Annotated in this window: 14 protein-coding genes and 1 pseudogene; 5 read left to right on the top strand and 10 right to left on the bottom strand. The window is 73.7% G+C overall.

Features of this window, described 5'->3' with window-relative positions; all coding sequences use genetic code 11:
• Positions 1–31: 31 nt before the first annotated feature.
• Positions 32–896: pseudogene (locus tag ACQP12_RS08090) on the bottom strand (sulfurtransferase); the annotation flags it as partial.
• A 128-nt stretch (positions 897–1,024) separates the two neighbouring features.
• Here ACQP12_RS08090 and ACQP12_RS08085 point away from each other — a divergent pair.
• Complete coding sequence (locus ACQP12_RS08085) at positions 1,025–1,681, top strand: metal-dependent transcriptional regulator (RefSeq protein WP_433289174.1); 657 nt, start codon at positions 1,025–1,027, stop codon at positions 1,679–1,681.
• A 22-nt stretch (positions 1,682–1,703) separates the two neighbouring features.
• Here ACQP12_RS08085 and ACQP12_RS08080 read toward each other — a convergent pair whose 3' ends face one another.
• From ACQP12_RS08080 to ACQP12_RS08065, 4 genes are all read right to left on the bottom strand, one after another.
• Positions 1,704–2,252, bottom strand: coding sequence for a hypothetical protein (locus ACQP12_RS08080; protein WP_433286284.1), 549 nt, complete (start codon positions 2,250–2,252; stop codon positions 1,704–1,706).
• A gap of 87 nt (positions 2,253–2,339) precedes the next feature.
• Positions 2,340–2,582 carry a DUF5522 domain-containing protein gene (locus tag ACQP12_RS08075; RefSeq protein ID WP_357942169.1) on the bottom strand — a complete coding sequence of 81 codons (243 nt, stop codon included), beginning with the start codon at positions 2,580–2,582 and terminating at the stop codon, positions 2,340–2,342.
• 35 nt (positions 2,583–2,617) lie between these two features.
• Positions 2,618–3,595, bottom strand: a complete 978-nt coding sequence (locus ACQP12_RS08070; RefSeq protein WP_433286282.1) for an asparaginase — start codon at positions 3,593–3,595, stop codon at positions 2,618–2,620.
• Entirely contained in the window at positions 3,592–4,233 is a 642-nt protein-coding gene (locus ACQP12_RS08065; protein ID WP_433286280.1) for a class I SAM-dependent DNA methyltransferase, read from the bottom strand. Before ACQP12_RS08065 ends, ACQP12_RS08070 begins: the two co-directional genes overlap by 4 nt.
• Positions 4,234–4,419: 186 nt before the next feature.
• Between ACQP12_RS08065 and ACQP12_RS08060 the strand changes: the two genes are divergently transcribed.
• The 3 genes from ACQP12_RS08060 (at position 4,420) to ACQP12_RS08050 (ending at position 7,418) form a co-directional block, all read left to right on the top strand.
• A complete protein-coding gene (locus ACQP12_RS08060) occupies positions 4,420–5,676 on the top strand; it encodes an MFS transporter (protein WP_433286278.1) in 1,257 nt (418 codons plus the stop codon).
• Between the two features lie 96 nt (positions 5,677–5,772).
• Positions 5,773–6,114, top strand: a complete 342-nt coding sequence (locus tag ACQP12_RS08055; RefSeq protein ID WP_433286276.1) for a YciI family protein — start codon at positions 5,773–5,775, stop codon at positions 6,112–6,114.
• Positions 6,115–6,146: 32 nt separating this feature from the next.
• On the top strand, positions 6,147–7,418 hold the full coding sequence (locus ACQP12_RS08050; RefSeq protein ID WP_433289172.1) for an RNA polymerase sigma factor: 1,272 nt from the start codon (positions 6,147–6,149) through the stop codon (positions 7,416–7,418).
• Positions 7,419–7,437: 19 nt separating this feature from the next.
• Here ACQP12_RS08050 and ACQP12_RS08045 read toward each other — a convergent pair whose 3' ends face one another.
• From ACQP12_RS08045 to nrdR, 4 genes are all read right to left on the bottom strand, one after another.
• The gene (locus tag ACQP12_RS08045) at positions 7,438–8,163 is read right to left on the bottom strand and encodes a nucleotidyltransferase domain-containing protein (protein WP_433286274.1); all 726 of its coding nucleotides are present in this window, start codon (positions 8,161–8,163) and stop codon (positions 7,438–7,440) included.
• A 172-nt stretch (positions 8,164–8,335) separates the two neighbouring features.
• Complete coding sequence (locus ACQP12_RS08040) at positions 8,336–9,283, bottom strand: DUF2332 domain-containing protein (RefSeq protein WP_433286272.1); 948 nt, start codon at positions 9,281–9,283, stop codon at positions 8,336–8,338.
• A gap of 111 nt (positions 9,284–9,394) precedes the next feature.
• Positions 9,395–12,292 carry a vitamin B12-dependent ribonucleotide reductase gene (locus ACQP12_RS08035; protein ID WP_357942153.1) on the bottom strand — a complete coding sequence of 966 codons (2,898 nt, stop codon included), beginning with the start codon at positions 12,290–12,292 and terminating at the stop codon, positions 9,395–9,397.
• Positions 12,293–12,327: 35 nt separating this feature from the next.
• On the bottom strand, positions 12,328–12,822 hold the full coding sequence (nrdR, locus tag ACQP12_RS08030; protein WP_357942151.1) for a transcriptional regulator NrdR: 495 nt from the start codon (positions 12,820–12,822) through the stop codon (positions 12,328–12,330).
• 544 nt (positions 12,823–13,366) lie between these two features.
• Here nrdR and lexA point away from each other — a divergent pair.
• Entirely contained in the window at positions 13,367–14,149 is a 783-nt protein-coding gene (gene lexA / locus ACQP12_RS08025; protein ID WP_433286269.1) for a transcriptional repressor LexA, read from the top strand.
• Positions 14,150–14,203: 54 nt separating this feature from the next.
• On the opposite strand, the gene ACQP12_RS08020 is transcribed toward lexA, so the two are convergent.
• The gene (locus ACQP12_RS08020) at positions 14,204–15,808 is read right to left on the bottom strand and encodes a hypothetical protein (RefSeq protein ID WP_433286267.1); all 1,605 of its coding nucleotides are present in this window, start codon (positions 15,806–15,808) and stop codon (positions 14,204–14,206) included.
• Between the last annotated feature and the right edge of the window lie 45 nt (positions 15,809–15,853).

Raw genomic sequence — 15,853 nt, 5'->3', positions numbered from 1 at the left:
TCGCACGCGGGCCGGGACCGGCCCATCGCACGCACGGCGCAGCGGCCGGGTGTCTACCCGGTGGCGACCGGACGGTCCGGGTCGGCCACCCAGTTGCTCTACGAGCCGACGTACAGGGCGGCGTCCGGGCGACCGGCCAGGTGCAGCGCCAGGACCGCCTGGGCGGCGGTCACCCCCGAGCCGCAGTACGCGCCGACCGGCGTGCCCTCGGCCACCCCGGCGGCCGCGAACCGCTCGCGCAGCGCGTCGGCGGCGGGGAAGCGCCCCTCGGTGACGTACTCCGGGGCGGGCAGGTTGACCGCGCCCGGGACGTGCCCGGCGACCGGGTCGACGGGCTCGGTCTCGCCCCGGTAGCGCGGGGCGGCCCGCACGTCGAGCAGCACCCCGGCGTCGGCGGCGGCCAGCCGGGCGGCCTCCCCCGCGTCCAGCACCGGCAGCTCGCCGGGGGTGACCGTGACGTCCCCGGGCGCGGGCGCCGGGGCCTGGGTCGAGACCGGTCCACCGGCCGCGATCCAGGCCGGGAAGCCGCCGTGCAGCACCCGGACCGCCCGGTGACCGGCCCAGCGCAGGGTCCACCAGGCGCGGGCGGCCGACATGCCGTCGCCGCCGTCGTACACCACGACGGAACGGCCCGCCCGGACGCCCGCGGCGCGCAGCGCGGCCTGGAGCGCGGCGGGGTCGGGCAGCGGGTGCCGGCCGGCGGCGCCCGGCCGGCCGCAGAGGTCGGTGTCCAGGTCGACGAAGACCGCGCCGGGCAGGTGACCGGCCTGGTAGTCCTCCCGGCCGGGCGGCCCGGCGAGCCGCCAGCGGACGTCCAGGAGGGTGGGCGGATCGGTGCGATCGAGCTCGGCGGCGAGCCGCTCGGGCTCGACGAGGAGGTCTTCGGTTCCGGACATGCGGTCCAGTCAACACCATCCGGGCAGCGACCTCCCGGTTCGGCGTCCGTGGATCGTCGGGGGTCCGGGGTAGCATCGAACGCCGGGAGGCCGCTGACGTGAAGCATGACCTGGTCGATACGACCGAGATGTACCTGCGCACCATCCTCGAGCTGGAGGAGGAGGGGGTGCCGCCGCTGCGTGCCCGCATCGCGGAGCGGTTGAAGCAGAGCGGTCCCACCGTCAGCCAGACCGTGGCCCGCATGGAGCGCGACGGCCTGCTCACCGTCGAGGGCGACCGCCACCTGATGCTCACGGCGCTGGGCCGCACCTCGGCCGTTTCGGTCATGCGCAAGCACCGGCTCGCCGAGCTGCTGCTCGTGAACGTGATCGGGATGCCCTACGAGGAGGCCCACGAGGAGGCCTGCCGGTGGGAGCACGTGATGAGCGACGCGGTGGAGAAGCGGGTCTACGACCTGCTCAACCGGCCGAGCCGCTCCCCCTACGGCAACCCGATCCCGGGCCTGGAGGAGCTGGGCGACCCGGGCCTGCCCGAGGCCGAGACCGCGGAGGGCGAGCGCAACCTGGCCTTCCCGGGCCTGTCCGGGCCGGTCGTGGTGCGGCGGATCTGCGAGAGCGTGCAGACCGACGCCGACGTCCTCCGGCAACTGCACGCGGCGGGCGTCGACCCGGGCGCGACCGTGACCGTGGCCCAGGAACGCGACGGCGTCTCCATCGACCGCTCCGGCGACCGGGTCCGGCTGCCCCGCGAGGTGGCCTCGCGGGTCTTCGTCGCGGCCCGCTGACCCGCCCGGTCCCGCCCGGCGGTCAGAGCTGCCGGGTGTCGATCACCTTGGCGAGGGCGACCAGCCTGCCGGTCACCTTGTCGGCCTCGGCCGTGGCGGTGCCGCGCGGGCTGGTCCAGCGCAGCGTGGCCAGCCGCCCCTCGCCCGCGAGCCAGCCCACCTCCGCCACCGGGCCGTTCTTCGCGGTCTTCGGCAGCGTGTGCCGGTAGGCGACCTTCCCGAGCTTGGTCACCTTCTTGGCGCCCCGGGGCAGCACGTCGAGGGTGAAGGTCGACGTGTCGATCGACGTGTCGGTCACCGTGAGGGTCAGCTCCGGCAGCACGGCCTGCTCGGCCCGGACCACGCACGTGTGCGTGTCGCCCTTGTCCATGGCGGCGGCCACGTCGAACGTGCCGCCCGTGTGCTTGGCGATCACCGCGAAGTCGAGCAGCCGGCACGCCCCGCCCGACGAGGCGGCGGACACCTCGACCGCCTTCGGCTCCGCCGCCGGCACCGCCACCGGCGTGGCCTCCTTCGCGCAGCCGGCCGTCAGCAGTACGGCCGAAGCGGCCAGCCAGATCCGGGCGCGCACGTAGAGACCTCCGCAGTCGTCGGCGGGGGCCGCCCGCCGGGATGTCCGTCGGACACCGTACGGGCTGCCCGCCGGGGACGGAAGTCCTCAATCGTCCACATACGGACAGTGCCGGCATCCTCGCCCGCAGCACGTGCCACGGCGGGCCAGGAAACCGGCGCTGAGCACGAACAGTCCGGTCGCCGGATCCAGGTAGCCGGCCTCCCCGGCGGCCAGGGCGGCGGTGTGCGCAGCCAGGATCCGCTCCCGGTCCGGGTGGTCGGTCGACAGCCGCGACGGGTGCGGCTCGGTCAACGGCCGGTCCGCCAGCGGTCGTCGCTCTCCGGTCACCGCGCGAGTCTACGGAGCCGCCCCGAGGCGCCGGCTCAGCCGTGCCGGGTGAACGCCTCGGCGACCGCCGCCCGGTCCGCGCCCCCGGCCAGCAGCAGCCGCAGCAGCACCTTGGCCTTGTACGGGTCGAGCAGCCCGCCGCAGACCAGCCCGCGCCGCCGCAGGTCGGTCTCCGAGCCGACCGCGCCGTAGGTGCTCCGCAGCACCGAACCGGCCCCGGTCCGGGAGGCGAGCACCACCGGCATCCGCGCCGCCAGCTCGCCCAGCGCCGGGGCGAGGTCCGGCGGCACATGCCCCACCCCGAAGCCGGCCACCACCAGTCCGTCCAGGCCCGGGGCGAGCGCGTCGAGCAGCGCCGGGTCGTCGTCGAGGGTGACGGTGTGCAGCGCCACCCGGGTGGCGGCCAGCCGGTCGCGGTCCACCGCCGGCAGCGGGGCGTGCCGGGGCGGGCGGGTCAGCAGGCGTACCTCGCCCTCGATGACGTGCCCGAGCGGCCCGGCGTTCGGCGAGGCGAAGGTGGCCGTGCTGGTGCTGTGGGTCTTGCGGGCGAAGCGGGCGGCGTGGATCTCGTCGTTGAACGCCACCAGCACCCCGAGGTCCCGTGCGGCCGGCGCGGCGGCTACCCGGGCGGCGGCGAGCAGGTTGGCCGGGCCGTCCGGGCCGGCCAGGGTGGGGTTGCGCATCGCGCCGGTGAACACCAGCGGCGCCGGGTGCGGCCAGACCAGGTCGGCCAGGAACGCGGTCTCCTCCAGGGTGTCGGTGCCCTGGGTCACCACCACGCCGGTCGCGCCGTCGGCGACCGCCGCACCGGCCGCGTCCACCAGGTCCAGGATCTGCCCGTACGCCAGCGCGGCGCTGGGCACCGCCTCGACGTCCCGCACGTCGAGCGGGATGTCGGCGAGCCCGGGCACGGCGGCCGTGAGGTCGGCGCCGGTGAGCCGGCTGACCACTCCCTGCGCTCGTGTGCCGGCCATGGCGATCGTGCCGCCGAGGGTGAAGAGCGCGACGGTCACCCGTCGGCCCTCCGGGCGAGCAGGAACGCCTGCGGCCCCCGGTCGAGTTCCTCCGCCTCGCGGAGCAGCGTGGCGTGCACGGTGAACCCGGCGGCCGTGAGCTGCTCGGCGAGCCGGTCCGCCGGCAGCCAGTACACGTCGTAGGAGACCGTGTGGCCGTACGCCTGCTCCAGCCGGATCCGCTGGTCGCCGGCCTTCACGGCGACCAGCAGGTGGCCGCCCGGGGCGAGCACCCGGTGGAACTCGGCGAACACCCCGGGCAGCAGGTCCGGCGGCAGGTGGATGATCGAGTACCAGGCGACGAGGCCGGCCACCGCCGCGTCGGGGGTGGCCAGCGCGGTCATCGAGCCGACCTCGAAGCGCAGCTCCGGATAGTTCCGGCGGGCCACCTCCACCATGCCCGGGGAGAGGTCGACCCCGGAGATGTCGAGCCCGAGGGCGCGGAGGTGGGCGGTGACCCGGCCGGTCCCGCAGCCCGCCTCCAGCACCGGGCGGCCGGGGCCGACCAGCTCGGCGAACGCGGCCAGCATCCCCCGGTCGAGCGGGCCCTCCACCACCTCGGGGATCAGCCGCGCATAGTCCACAGCGACCGTGTCGTAGGCGGCGCGCGTCTCGGTGAGCCAGGTCGGTTCGATCATGAAAGCCGACCCTAGTCGCCGGCCGGCTCCGCGTCCGCCCGCCCCGCCCGGGGAACGCCTCCGCGCTGGCACCGCCGCCGTGGCCGCCGGCCAGGGCCGGAAAAGGCCGCGCCCGGCGGCGGGCCGGCGGGCCGGCGGGATACCGTGCCGGCGCACATCCGCGACCTCGACGGACAGGCCCGAGCGGTGACCCAGCAACTGACACACCCGACGACCGGAACCCGCAGCTCGCTGTGGCGGAGCCGGAACTTCCTGCTGCTGTGGAGCGGCCAGACGGTCAGCGAGGTGGGCACCCGGGTCTCCGGGGTGGCGGTGCCGCTGCTCGCCGCGGACGTGCTCGACGCCACCGTCTTCCAGATCTCCCTGCTCACCGTCCTGGCCTGGCTGCCGTACCTGATCTTCTCGCTGCCGGCCGGGATGCTGGCCGACCGGGTCGACCAGCGCCGGCTGATGGTCGCGTGCGACCTGGGCCGGGCGGCACTGCTGCTGTCGGTGCCGGTGGTCGCCCTGGTCGGCCATCTCACGCTGGCCTTCCTGTACGCGGTGGTCGGGCTCGCCGGCGTGCTGACCGTGGCGTTCACGGTGGCGTACCGGAGCCTGCTGCCCGCGCTCGTCGCGCCGGAGCAGTTGACCTCGGCCAACGCGCGCCTGGAGGTGAGCGAGAACCTGGCCCACCTGGCGGGGCCGAGCGCGGGCGGCGTGCTCGTCGGGTTGCTCGGCGCGGCCCGGACCTTCGTCGCCGACGCGGCCAGCTTCCTGGCCAGCGCGGTCACGCTGCTGCTGGTGCGGCACCGCCCGGCGCCCCGCGCCCGGGGACGGGTGCCGGTCCGGGCGGCGCTGACCGAGGGGCTCGGCTTCATCCGCCGGCAGCGGATCCTCGCCCTGGTGCTCGCCTGCACCGCCACCTCGAACTTCTTCGTCATGGCCACCCGGGCCATCGAGGTGCCCTACCTGCTGCGGGTGCTGCACGCCGGGCCGGCCACCATCGGGCTGCTGTTCAGCCTGGGTTCGGTGGGCGGGCTGCTGGCGGGCGTGCTGGCCGGGCGGGTGACCGCGCTGCTCGGCGGCGCCCGGACCATCTGGGTGTCGATGGCCGTGCCGGGGCCGCTCTACCTGCTCATGCCGCTGGCCCGGCCGGGCTGGGGCGCCCTGCTCTACGCGATCGGCACGGCCGCGTTCGCGGCGAACGCGGTGCTGTTCAACGTGGCCGCCATGTCCTACCGGCAGCGGGTCACCCCGGCCCGGCTGCTCGGCCGGGTCAACGCCGCGTTCCTCTGGATCTGCTACGGCGCGATCCCGCTCGGCGCCCTGCTCGGCGGCGCCCTCGGCACCCGGCTCGGGCTGCGCCCGGCGCTGCTGGTCTGCGTGCTCGGCATGTGGAGCGCGGCGCTGTTCGTGGTCTTTTCGCCGCTGCGCCGGATGCGGGACTTCGCGACGTCCTGAAAAGAGGCAGGATTTTTCCCGGGCCGCTGTCGATTCCGGCCGCGCCCGTCCGTCGGTGAGGCGGAAGAGGGAAACGACAACCTCAAGGAGAGACCCATGGCCCAGTACGCAGTCCTCGTCTACTCGCCCGCGCCGGCCGACCCGATGGACCTGACCCCGGACTACGTGGCCCTGCTGGAGCGGTACGGCGACCACGTCACCGAGCTGGGCGGGCAGATCCTCACGGGGTTCGCGCTCCAGCCGAGCACCACCGCCACGGCGATCCGCGGCGACGTGGTCACCGACGGCCCGTTCATCGAGGCCAAGGAGGTCGTCGCCGGGTTCTTCATCCTGGAGGCGCCCGACCTGGACGTGGCCCTGAAGATCGCCAAGCTGAACCCGGCGACCATCGACGGCGGCGTCGAGGTCCGGCCGCTCTTCCAGCCGCCGGCCGAGTGAGCGACGCCGCAACGGTCGCCGCCGAACGCGCGGTGGCGGACGCGCACCGTCGCGAGTGGGCCTTCGTGCTCGCCGCGACGGCGCGCGTCGCCGGCGACCTCGACGTGGCCGAGGAGTGCGTGCAGGACGCCTACCTGGCCGCGCTGGCCGCGTGGGCGCGGGACGGCGTACCCGACAAGCCGGGCGCCTGGCTGACCGCCACGGCGAAGCGCAAGGCGCTCGACGTGCTGCGCCGGGAGAAGGTGTTCCGGTCGAAGATGCCCCTGCTCGTCGAGCCGGCGGAGGCCGAGATGGCGGAGGAGCCCGGCGCGGACGCCGTCCCCGACGACCGGCTGCGGCTGGTCTTCACCTGCTGCCACCCGGCGCTCGCCCGGGAGGCCCAGGTGGCGCTGACCCTGCGCCTGGTCTGCGGGGTGGCCACCGGTGACATCGCCCGCGCGTTCCTGGTCACCGAGACGACCATGGCGGCCCGGGTGACCCGGGCCAAGAAGAAGATCGCCGCCGCCCGGATCCCGTACCGGGTGCCGGGGGCCGCCGAGCTGCCCGAACGGCTCGACGCGGTGCTGACCGTGATCCACCTGCTCTTCACCACCGGGCACACCGCGCCGACCGGGGCCGACCTGGTCCGCGCCGACCTGGTCGACCGGGCGGTGCACCTGACCCGGATGCTGCTCGCCCTGATGCCCGACGAGCCGGAGGTCCGTGGCCTGTTGGCCCTGCTGCTGCTCACCGACGCCCGCCGGGCCACCCGCACCGACGGTTCCGGGCGGCTGCTGCGGCTGGAGGACCAGGACCGCTCGGCCTGGGACCGGGCGGCCATCGCCGAGGGCAACCACCTCGTCCTGGGCGCGTTCCGCACCGGCCGGGTGGGCCGCTACGCCCTCCAGGCCGCCGTCGCCTCGCTGCACGCGGTCGCTCCCAGTTACGCCGCCACCGACTGGCCCCAGGTCGTCCGCCTCTACGACGAGCTGCTCAAGCGCTGGTCGTCGCCGGTGGTGGCGCTGAACCGGGCGGTGGCGGTGTCCATGGTCGACGGCCCGGCCGCGGCCCTCGCGGAGGTCGACACCGTGGCCGCCGACCCCCACCTGGCCGGCTACCACTACCTGCCGGCGATCCGCGCCGACCTGCTCCGCCGCCTGGACCGCGATGCCGAGGCGGCGGACGCCTACCGGGCGGCGCTGGCCCTGGTCGACAACGAGGCAGAACGCGCCTTCCTCACCGCCCGCCTGGCCTCGGTCACCGAGGTCCCCCCGCCCGTTGATCATGACGTTGTCGCCCGCCGCCGCGGCGTGTCGGGGCGATAACGTCATGATCGACGCAGCGTCAGATCGCCGCACGGTGAGCCCGGCGGACTGTGCGGCGGGCGTCTCGCCAGGCGATCAGGGCCGTGCGGAGCCGGGGCGAGGTGACCCGCTCTCCCCTGCGCCGGGCCGCTAGCTGACCGATCAGCCAGGCCGGGGCGTGGGCCGCCTCGATCGCCGCGGTCTTGGTGAGCAGGTCGCCGTGGTGGAGCGCGTGCCGGCCGCGGGCCATCGAGGTGAGGCCCAGGTCGGCGAGGGCGGGATCCAGCCACAGCCACGGGCGCCGCGCGGCCCAGGCCCAGTAGCCGATTAGTTCGGCGCGGGCGGCGGCCCGCACGTCGTCGTCGCTGGCCGGCGGGAACACCTCGCCGGGTGGGCGGCCGAAGACGGCGTACCCGTGCCGGGCCAGCTCGGCCCGGTTGATGCCGGACAGGATCCGCTGGACGAGTTGGCCGTGGGTCCACGTCGGATGCCGCAGGTGGACGTCGGGGATGGTGGCGGTGTCGACGTAGACGCAGCCCAGGTGCAGGCCCGCGCCCGCGCCCGCGTCGAGCCGGCGGTGCACGGCGGACAGGGTGGCCTGCCGGGCGCCGTCGACCCGGCCGTCGGTCAGGGCGACCAGGTCGAGGTCGCTGACCGCGGGGAGGTAGTCACCGGTCGCGAGCGATCCCGCGACCAGCAGGTCGGTGACCCAACCGAGCACCGCGAGCTCTTCGGCGAACTCGTCGACGACCGGCAGCCTCACCATGGCCTCTCCCCTCAACCGCTACAAACATGATGACGTGGGTGACTCACTCCGGCCGGACCCCCGGCGGCGCGGGGTGATTCACCTACGACATCACGTTCGTAGGCGCCGAGCAGCAGGCGACCGACCGGCGCGTGCGTCCGCCCACGCCTGTCGAGCTGACGTTCGCAACGACTCAGCGGGGCCGGCCACCGAACCAGGTGACGCCCTGGCCGTGGCCCCGGGTCCAGGCCAGCGGCGTCCCGTCCAGCGCCAGCACGTTGTGGAAACCGCCGGGCGGTTGCTCGGGCAGCGCGGGATACCGCAGCACGTCGGGGTCCTCGTTGGCGATCCAGTGCCCGGGCAGCCCGCGCACGACCTCGGCGAACGCCTCCCGCCGGGGCGGCGGCACCTGGTACAGCACCGAGGTGTGGAAGACCACCAGGGTCGCGTCCGGCGGCGCCTGCGCGGCCAGCGCCGGCAGGTCGTCCACCAGGTCGCCCCGCACCAGCCGTGGCGGCTCGGCCGCGGCGACGGCCGCCGCGGCCCGCAACCGCGCCCGGCGGTGCCCGTGCTCCGGCCAGATGAGCGCGTCCAGCCATGCCACGTCGGCCGGGTCGGTCACGTCGAGCGGGTTGAGGTCCAGGCCGGCCCGCCACACCACCTCGGGCCGGCGGGCCGGCGGCGCCGTCCCGCCGATCGCGCAGTCGAGGACCGGCTCACCGGTGCCGAGCCGGCGGTCGCCGTAGCGGTACGCGTACCGGTCGAGGTAGAGATTCAGGCCCGCGGAGGCGCCGACCTCCAGCAGGGCGAGCGGCTGGGGCAGCGACGCCAGCACCGGCAGGAGTACGGCACACCGGCCCGGCTCGTTCGTCTGCGTGGCCCGGACCCGCATCTCCGCCTCGACGGCCGGCCAGTTCGCCAGCGCGTACCCGCGGAAGGCGGCCGGATCCGTGACCGGGCCGCCGAGCAGCCGGACCACCGCGAAGAGCAGATTCGGCTGGCGCTTGGCCGGCGGCAGGGTGTCGAGCCGGGCCAGCAGCTCGTCGTCGCGGGCGACCGCCTCCGACAGCCGCTCGTACGCGGGCGACACCCCGCGCGCCTCCCGGGCGGCGAAGGTGGCGTAGCGGTCCGCAGTGGTCATGACCCGAGCATCCCAGCGGGACGCCCCGACGGGCGACGTGAGCTTCGTCCCGTCGGTGAGACGCCGCGAGCGCGGCAGGGAATCCCTGCCGCGCTCGCGAGCGGTCGTGCGTCAGCTGCAGCCGCTGGTGGAGCCGCAGCCCTCGCAGACGTAGCAGCTGCCGGCCGGCCGCATCTTCGTGCCGCAGGTGAAGCAGAGCGGCGCGTCCGCGGCCTTGCCGATCACGGCCTCCAGCAGCTCGGTGCTGGAGCCCACCGACGGCGCCGGCTTGACGGCGGCCACCTCGGCCACCTCCTGCGCCGGCTGGGCCACCGGGGCGATCTTCGGCTCGGGCGCTTCGACCGGGGCGGAGGCGGCCATCGCGGTGAGGTCCGCACCGCTCGCCTCCGCCTCCGCCTCGGCCGCGAGCTGGGCGGCCCGCTCCTTGGCCGTGAAGATGCCCAGCTCCGCGCGGCGCTCGTACGGCAGGAAGTCCAGGGCCAGGCGACGGAAGATGTAGTCCATCACCGAGGCCGCCATCCGCACGTCCGGGTCGTCGGTCATGCCGGCCGGCTCGAAGCGCATGTTGGTGAACTTGCTGACGTACGTCTCCAGCGGGACGCCGTACTGGAGACCGATGGAGATGGCCACCGAGAAGGCGTCCATCACGCCGGCCAGGGTCGAGCCCTGCTTCGACATCTTGAGGAAGACCTCGCCGAGGCCGTCGTCCGGGTAGGACGAGGCGGTGAGGTAGCCCTCCGCGCCGCCGACCGAGAACGAGATGGTCTCCGACGGGCGCTTCTTCGGCAGCCGCTTGCGCACCGGCCGGTACTCGACGACCTTCTCCACGACCTTCTCGACCTCGGCGGCCGGGGCCTGGGTCTCGGTGGCGGTCTTGTTGGACTTGGCCACCGAGAGCGGCTGGCCGACCTTGCAGTTGTCCCGGTAGATCGCCAGCGCCTTGAGGCCGAGCTTCCAGCCCTCGAAGTAGATCTTTTCGACGTCCTCGACGGTGGCCTGCTCGGGCATGTTGACCGTCTTGGAGATCGCGCCGGAGACGAACGGCTGGATCGCCGCCATCATCCGCACGTGACCCATCGGCGCGATGGACCGCTCGCCCATGGCGCAGTCGAAGACCGGGTAGTGCTCCGGCTTGAGGCCGGGGGCGTCCACCACGTGGCCGTGGTCGGCGATGTGCTCGACGATCGCCTCGACCTGCTCCTCGGGGTAGCCGAGGCTGCGCAGGGCGCGCGGCACGGTCTGGTTGACGATCTGCATCGAGCCGCCGCCGACCAGCTTCTTGAACTTGACCAGCGCCAGGTCCGGCTCCACGCCGGTCGTGTCGCAGTCCATCATGAAGCCGATGGTGCCGGTCGGCGCGAGGACGCTGGCCTGCGAGTTGCGCCAGCCGTTCTTGTCACCGATCTTGTTGCCGAGCGTCCACTGCCTGGTGGCCTCGCGCTGGACGGCGGTGGCCACCGTGCCGGTCGGCTTGATGGCGTCGTTGGCGGCGGCGTGCTTGCGCATGACCCGCTTGTGCGGCTCGGCGTTGCGGGCGTAGCCGTCGTACGGGCCGACGACGCCGGCCAGCTCGGCCGAGCGGCGGTAGGCGGTGCCGGTCATCAGCGAGGTGATCGCCGCGGCGACCTCCCGGCCCTGCTCCGAGTCGTACGGCAGGCCGGAGGCCATCAGCAGCGCGCCGAGGTTGGCGTAGCCGATGCCGAGCTGCCGGTAGGCGCGGCTGGTCTCACCGATCTTCTCGGTCGGGAAGTCGGCGAAGCAGATCGAGATGTCCATCGCGGTGATGACGAACTCGACCGACTTGACGAACTTCTCCACCTCGAAGCCGCCGTCGGCGCGCATGAACTTCATGAGGTTCAGCGAGGCCAGGTTGCACGAGGAGTTGTCCAGGTGCAGGTATTCCGAGCACGGGTTCGACGCGGTGATCCGCCCGGTCTCCGGGCAGGTGTGCCAGTCGTTGATGGTGTCGTCGTACTGCAGGCCGGGGTCGGCGCACTCCCAGGCCGCCTGGGAGATGCCGCGGAACAGCTTCTTGGCGTCGATCGTCTCGATGACCTGGCCGTCGAGCCGGCCGCGCAGGTCGAAGCCGCCGCCGTTCTCCACCGCGGTCATGAACTCGTCGGAGACCCGGACCGAGTTGTTGGCGTTCTGGTACTGCACGCTGACGATGTCGGCGCCGCCCAGGTCCATGTCGAAGCCGGCGTCCCGCAGCGCGCGGATCTTGTCCTCCTCGCGCGCCTTGGTGACCACGAACTCCTGGATGTCCGGGTGGTCCACGTCGAGGATGACCATCTTGGCCGCCCGCCGGGTGGCGCCACCGGACTTGATGGTGCCGGCGGAGGCGTCCGCGCCGCGCATGAAGCTGACCGGGCCGGAGGCGTTGCCGCCGGAGGACAGCAGCTCGCGGGAGGAGCGGATCCGGGACAGGTTGACGCCGGAGCCGGAGCCGCCCTTGAAGATCAGCCCCTCCTCCTTGTACCAGTCGAGGATGGAGTCCATCGAGTCGTCGACGGCCAGGATGAAGCAGGCGCTGACCTGCTGCGGCGACGGCGTGCCGACGTTGAACCAGACCGGCGAGTTGAAGCTGAACACCTGGTGCAGCAGCATCCAGGTCAGCTCGTGCGCGAACACCTCGGCGTCGGCCGGGGTGGCGAAGTAGCCGTACTCCTCACCGGCCGTGCGGTAGGTGCCGACCACCCGGTCGATCAGCTGCTTGAGCGACCACTCCCGCTCCGGGGTCCCCACCGCTCCCCGGAAGTACTTGGTGGTCACGATGTTGGCCGCGTTGACCGACCAGGACTCGGGGAACTCCACCCCGCGCTGCTCGAAGTTGATCGAGCCGTCCCGCCAGTTCGTCATCACGACGTCGCGGCGCTCCCAGGTGACCTCGTCGTAGGGATGCACCCCCTCGGTCGTCCAGACGCGCTCGATCTTCAGCCCGGCCCCGGCCTTGTTCCGTGACTTGCTGGTCGTCACGCCCTCGCCCCCCTCGTCAGCGCGGTCACCCACCGCGCGTCGTCAAACTGTCAGAAACCCGTAGGAACTCAACTGGTCGCGCCGGCGGCCCCGACCGCCCCGGCGCCCTCCCGGGCGCGTGCGGCCTCCCGCAGCGTCTCGATCTCGCGCTCGAAGTCGGCGAGCGAGTCGAAGGAGCGGTAGACGCTGGCGAACCGCAGGTAGGCGACCTCGTCGAGGTCGCGCAGCGGCCCGAGGATGGCCAGCCCGACCTCGTGGCTGGGGATCTCGGCGGCCCCCTTGGCCCGGACGGTCTCCTCGACCTTCTGCGCGAGCAGCGCGATGGAGTCGTCGTCGACCGGCCGGCCCTGGCACGCCTTGCGCACCCCGCCGATGATCTTGATGCGGCTGAACGGCTCGGTCACCCCGCTGCGCTTGACCACCGCGAGCACCGCCTCCTCGACGGTGGTGAACCGCTTGCCGCACTCCGGGCAGGACCGCCGCCGCCGGATGAGCTGACCGTCGTCGGCCTCCCGCGAGTCGACCACCCGGGAGTCGGCGTGCCGGCAGTACGGACACCGCATCGCCTGACCTCCTTCATCGACCGCGGCCCGCCGGCCGCCTCCGGGCACGCCTCACCGCGGCGGCACCATCTCTCGATGGCCGCCGCCGGGTCGGCGGTACGGGAGTGCGGTCGGTAACCGGACCCAACCTGTAGGCGACTTACGCCCATGTAACCACAACATCTAGGGGTCGACCGTATGCCGTCGCACTAGCGAGGTCAAGTTGAGCGGCGTGTCCGGCGAGTCGCCAGAATCACGCCCCCGTCCCACCCCGTCCCCGGCGTACCGAGGAACCCAACGGCCGGCGGCCGCCGGGGTCACGGGACGCCGGGATAGAACATTCGTTCGAGAGCGACGTACCATTTATCAGAACAGGCGTTCGGAAATCCAGGATTTCGGGGCGACACGCCGACAACAGGTCGTACAGATGTTTGAAAATGGCCGATCTCACCTATACGGTCAACAACGACCGGGCGCGGCGGATCGCGGCGGACCGGTCGCCAGCACCACCTGAGCACGCACCACGAGCCGACGAGGCACCCAGCGCCGACCAGGGAGGACGGACGTGACCGAGGACCGGGCCAGCCGGCAGAAGAACCCGCAGCCGATCGACGGGGCGGGTCCGCCGGCGACCCGTCGACCCCGCACCGCGCGCAGCCGGGCGGCCCAGCCCGCCGTGCGTGCGGTCACCCCGGTGGTCAGCAGCTTCCCGGACCCGACGACGGTCGACCTCACGGCCCGGCAGCGCCGGATCCTGGAGTTCATCCGCACCTGGGTGGAGCGCCACGGCTACCCGCCGAGCGTGCGCGAGATCGGCGAGGCCGTCGGCCTGGTCTCCCCGTCGAGCGTCGCCTACCAGCTCAAGGAGCTGGAGAAGAAGGGCTTCCTGCGCCGCGACCCCAACCGGCCCCGCGCCGTGGACGTGCGGGCCCCGGGCGACGTCGACGACGAGGCCGCCCGCGCCCAGCGCCCCGCCCCCGCCTACGTGCCGATGCTGGGCCGGATCGCCGCCGGTGGCCCGATCCTCGCCGAGCAGGCGGTGGAGGACATCTTCCCCCTCCCCCGCGAGCTGGTCGGTGAGGGCGAGGTCTTCATGCTCCAGGTCAAGGGCGACTCGATGCTCGACGCGGCGATCTGCGACGGCGACTGGGTGGTGGTCCGGCAGCAGCCGACCGCCGAGGTCGGCGACATCGTGGCGGCCATGCTCGACGGCGAGGCGACCGTGAAGACCTACCGGCGGCGTGACGGGCACGTCTGGCTCATGCCGCAGAACCCGGCCTTCGACCCGATCCCCGGTGACGACGCCACCATCATGGGTCGCGTGGTCGCCGTGCTCCGCCGCATCTGAGACGACAGGAAAGGGGTGACCGCCGGTCCCGGCGGTCACCCCTTTCTCATGCGCTCAGTAGCGGTCGCCCCGGAATTCCCGGCCGCCGCCGGAGACCTGGCCGTACTGCTGACCCCCGCCGCCGTAGCGGCCGTCGCGCGGGTCCCGGCGGTCGGGCTCGCGGCGCGGCGGTTCGGCCCGGCCCGGGCCGTAGCCTCCGCCGCCGGCCGGCCGGCCACCGCCGTAGCCGCCACCGCCCGGGGCGCCGCCGCCGTAGACGCCGCCACCCGGCGGGCGGCCGCCACCCTGGGAGCCGCCACCGCCCTGCGGGCCGCCGCCGTAGACCGCGCCACCGCGGCCGCCGCCCTGCGGACGGCCCCCGCCGTAGACCCCGCCGCCCGGGCGCCCGCCGTTCGCCGGTGCTCCGCCGTAGACCCCGCCCGGGCCGCCACCGCCGCCGTAGACCCCACCGCGCGGCGGGGCGTCGGGCCGGTCGCCCGGCGGGTAGCCGGGGTTGGCCGGGAACCCGTCGCCGCGCTCGTCGGTCGGCTCGGCGGGCGGCGCCGGCTTGCGCCGGGCCCGCAGGATGCCGAAGATGCCCGCGCCGACCATGAGCGCGCCGAGCACGCCGACCGCCGCGATGAGGTACGTGATCTCGTCGAGGCTGAGCCCCTCGATCCAGGACTTCTGCGCGGCCGGCTTGGTGACGGTCTTGCCGGCGTTGGGCAGCGCCTCGACCCCGGTGGCGGCCGGGGTGTAGCTGAGGATGTCGATCGGGTCCGTGGCGTCCAGGAGGCCACCGTCGGAGACGGTGACGAAGGACTTGCCGTCCGGCGTGTAGGAGATGGCCTCGCCGAACGGGTCGGCGAGGGGGGTGACCCGGGGCTTGCCGGTGGTCAGCGCGCCGACGATGTTGCCGCCGGTCACGTCGAACTCGAAGGCGTCGGCGTAGGTGCGCAGCACCACCTTGGCACCGTCGGGCGACCGGGCCGCGCCGGTGACCAGCAGCCGGCCCGTCTTGCCAAGTTTGTTCTCGGTGTTGGTCTCGGGGAGCGTGACCTCGCCGACCTTCTTCATCGGGATCGGCTCGGTGTCGGCAGTGGTCTTCAGCTTGGCCGTCGGCGTGAAGATCTCCGACTTGCCGGACAGCTCCTTGGTGATGACCAGCGGCAGGTTGTCGTCGCCGACGAGCAGCGCCTCGGCGTCGTGCGGCTCCTTGCCCGGGTAGGTGAGCCGGTGCAGCACCGGCTGCTTGGACCCGTTGAGCGGCATGGTCCAGACCGCGACCCGCTCACGCCGGGTCTTGGACTCGACGTTGTCGCCGGTGTCGGCGATGAAGAGCGTCTTCTTGTCCGGCCCGACGGCCAGGTCCTCGGTGTCGGCGGGTCCGTCACCCGAGTAGCGGACCGGGTCCTTCGAGATGTTGCACTTGGCGTCGAGGTAGAAGACGCGCTTCCGGCTCGGGTCATCGGTGCCGTCGTTGATCACGACGTAGCCGGTGCTGGTGGCGATGAAGCCGGACAGCTCCCGGAGTCGCTTGTCGTCGACGGTGCACTTCTTCTTGGGAGCCGCGGCCAGCACGGGGGCCGTGGCGGGAGCCGCCAGGGCGAGCCCGGCCGGCGCCACGACCGCGCCGACGAGGCTCAGCGCGATCGTGACCGAGGAGACAGCGTGCCGCATGGCGCCAAGTGTCGCACGACCCACGTTTCCGGCGGGTGACGCCGG

Source organism: Micromonospora sp. CA-244673 (assembly GCF_050948395.1).
In the GTDB taxonomy this organism is placed as follows: domain Bacteria; phylum Actinomycetota; class Actinomycetes; order Mycobacteriales; family Micromonosporaceae; genus Micromonospora.
This window is presented reverse-complemented; position numbering and strand designations above follow the sequence as displayed.

Coding starts and splice junctions, on each gene's coding strand:
- ACQP12_RS08085 (WP_433289174.1), top strand. CDS start 1,025: ATGTACCTGCGCACCATCCTCGAGCTGGAGGAGGAGGGGGTGCCGCCG.
- ACQP12_RS08065 (WP_433286280.1), bottom strand. CDS start 4,233: ATGATCGAACCGACCTGGCTCACCGAGACGCGCGCCGCCTACGACACG.
- ACQP12_RS08055 (WP_433286276.1), top strand. CDS start 5,773: ATGGCCCAGTACGCAGTCCTCGTCTACTCGCCCGCGCCGGCCGACCCG.
- ACQP12_RS08045 (WP_433286274.1), bottom strand. CDS start 8,163: ATGGTGAGGCTGCCGGTCGTCGACGAGTTCGCCGAAGAGCTCGCGGTG.
- ACQP12_RS08040 (WP_433286272.1), bottom strand. CDS start 9,283: ATGACCACTGCGGACCGCTACGCCACCTTCGCCGCCCGGGAGGCGCGC.
- nrdR (WP_357942151.1), bottom strand. CDS start 12,822: ATGCGGTGTCCGTACTGCCGGCACGCCGACTCCCGGGTGGTCGACTCG.
- ACQP12_RS08020 (WP_433286267.1), bottom strand. CDS start 15,808: ATGCGGCACGCTGTCTCCTCGGTCACGATCGCGCTGAGCCTCGTCGGC.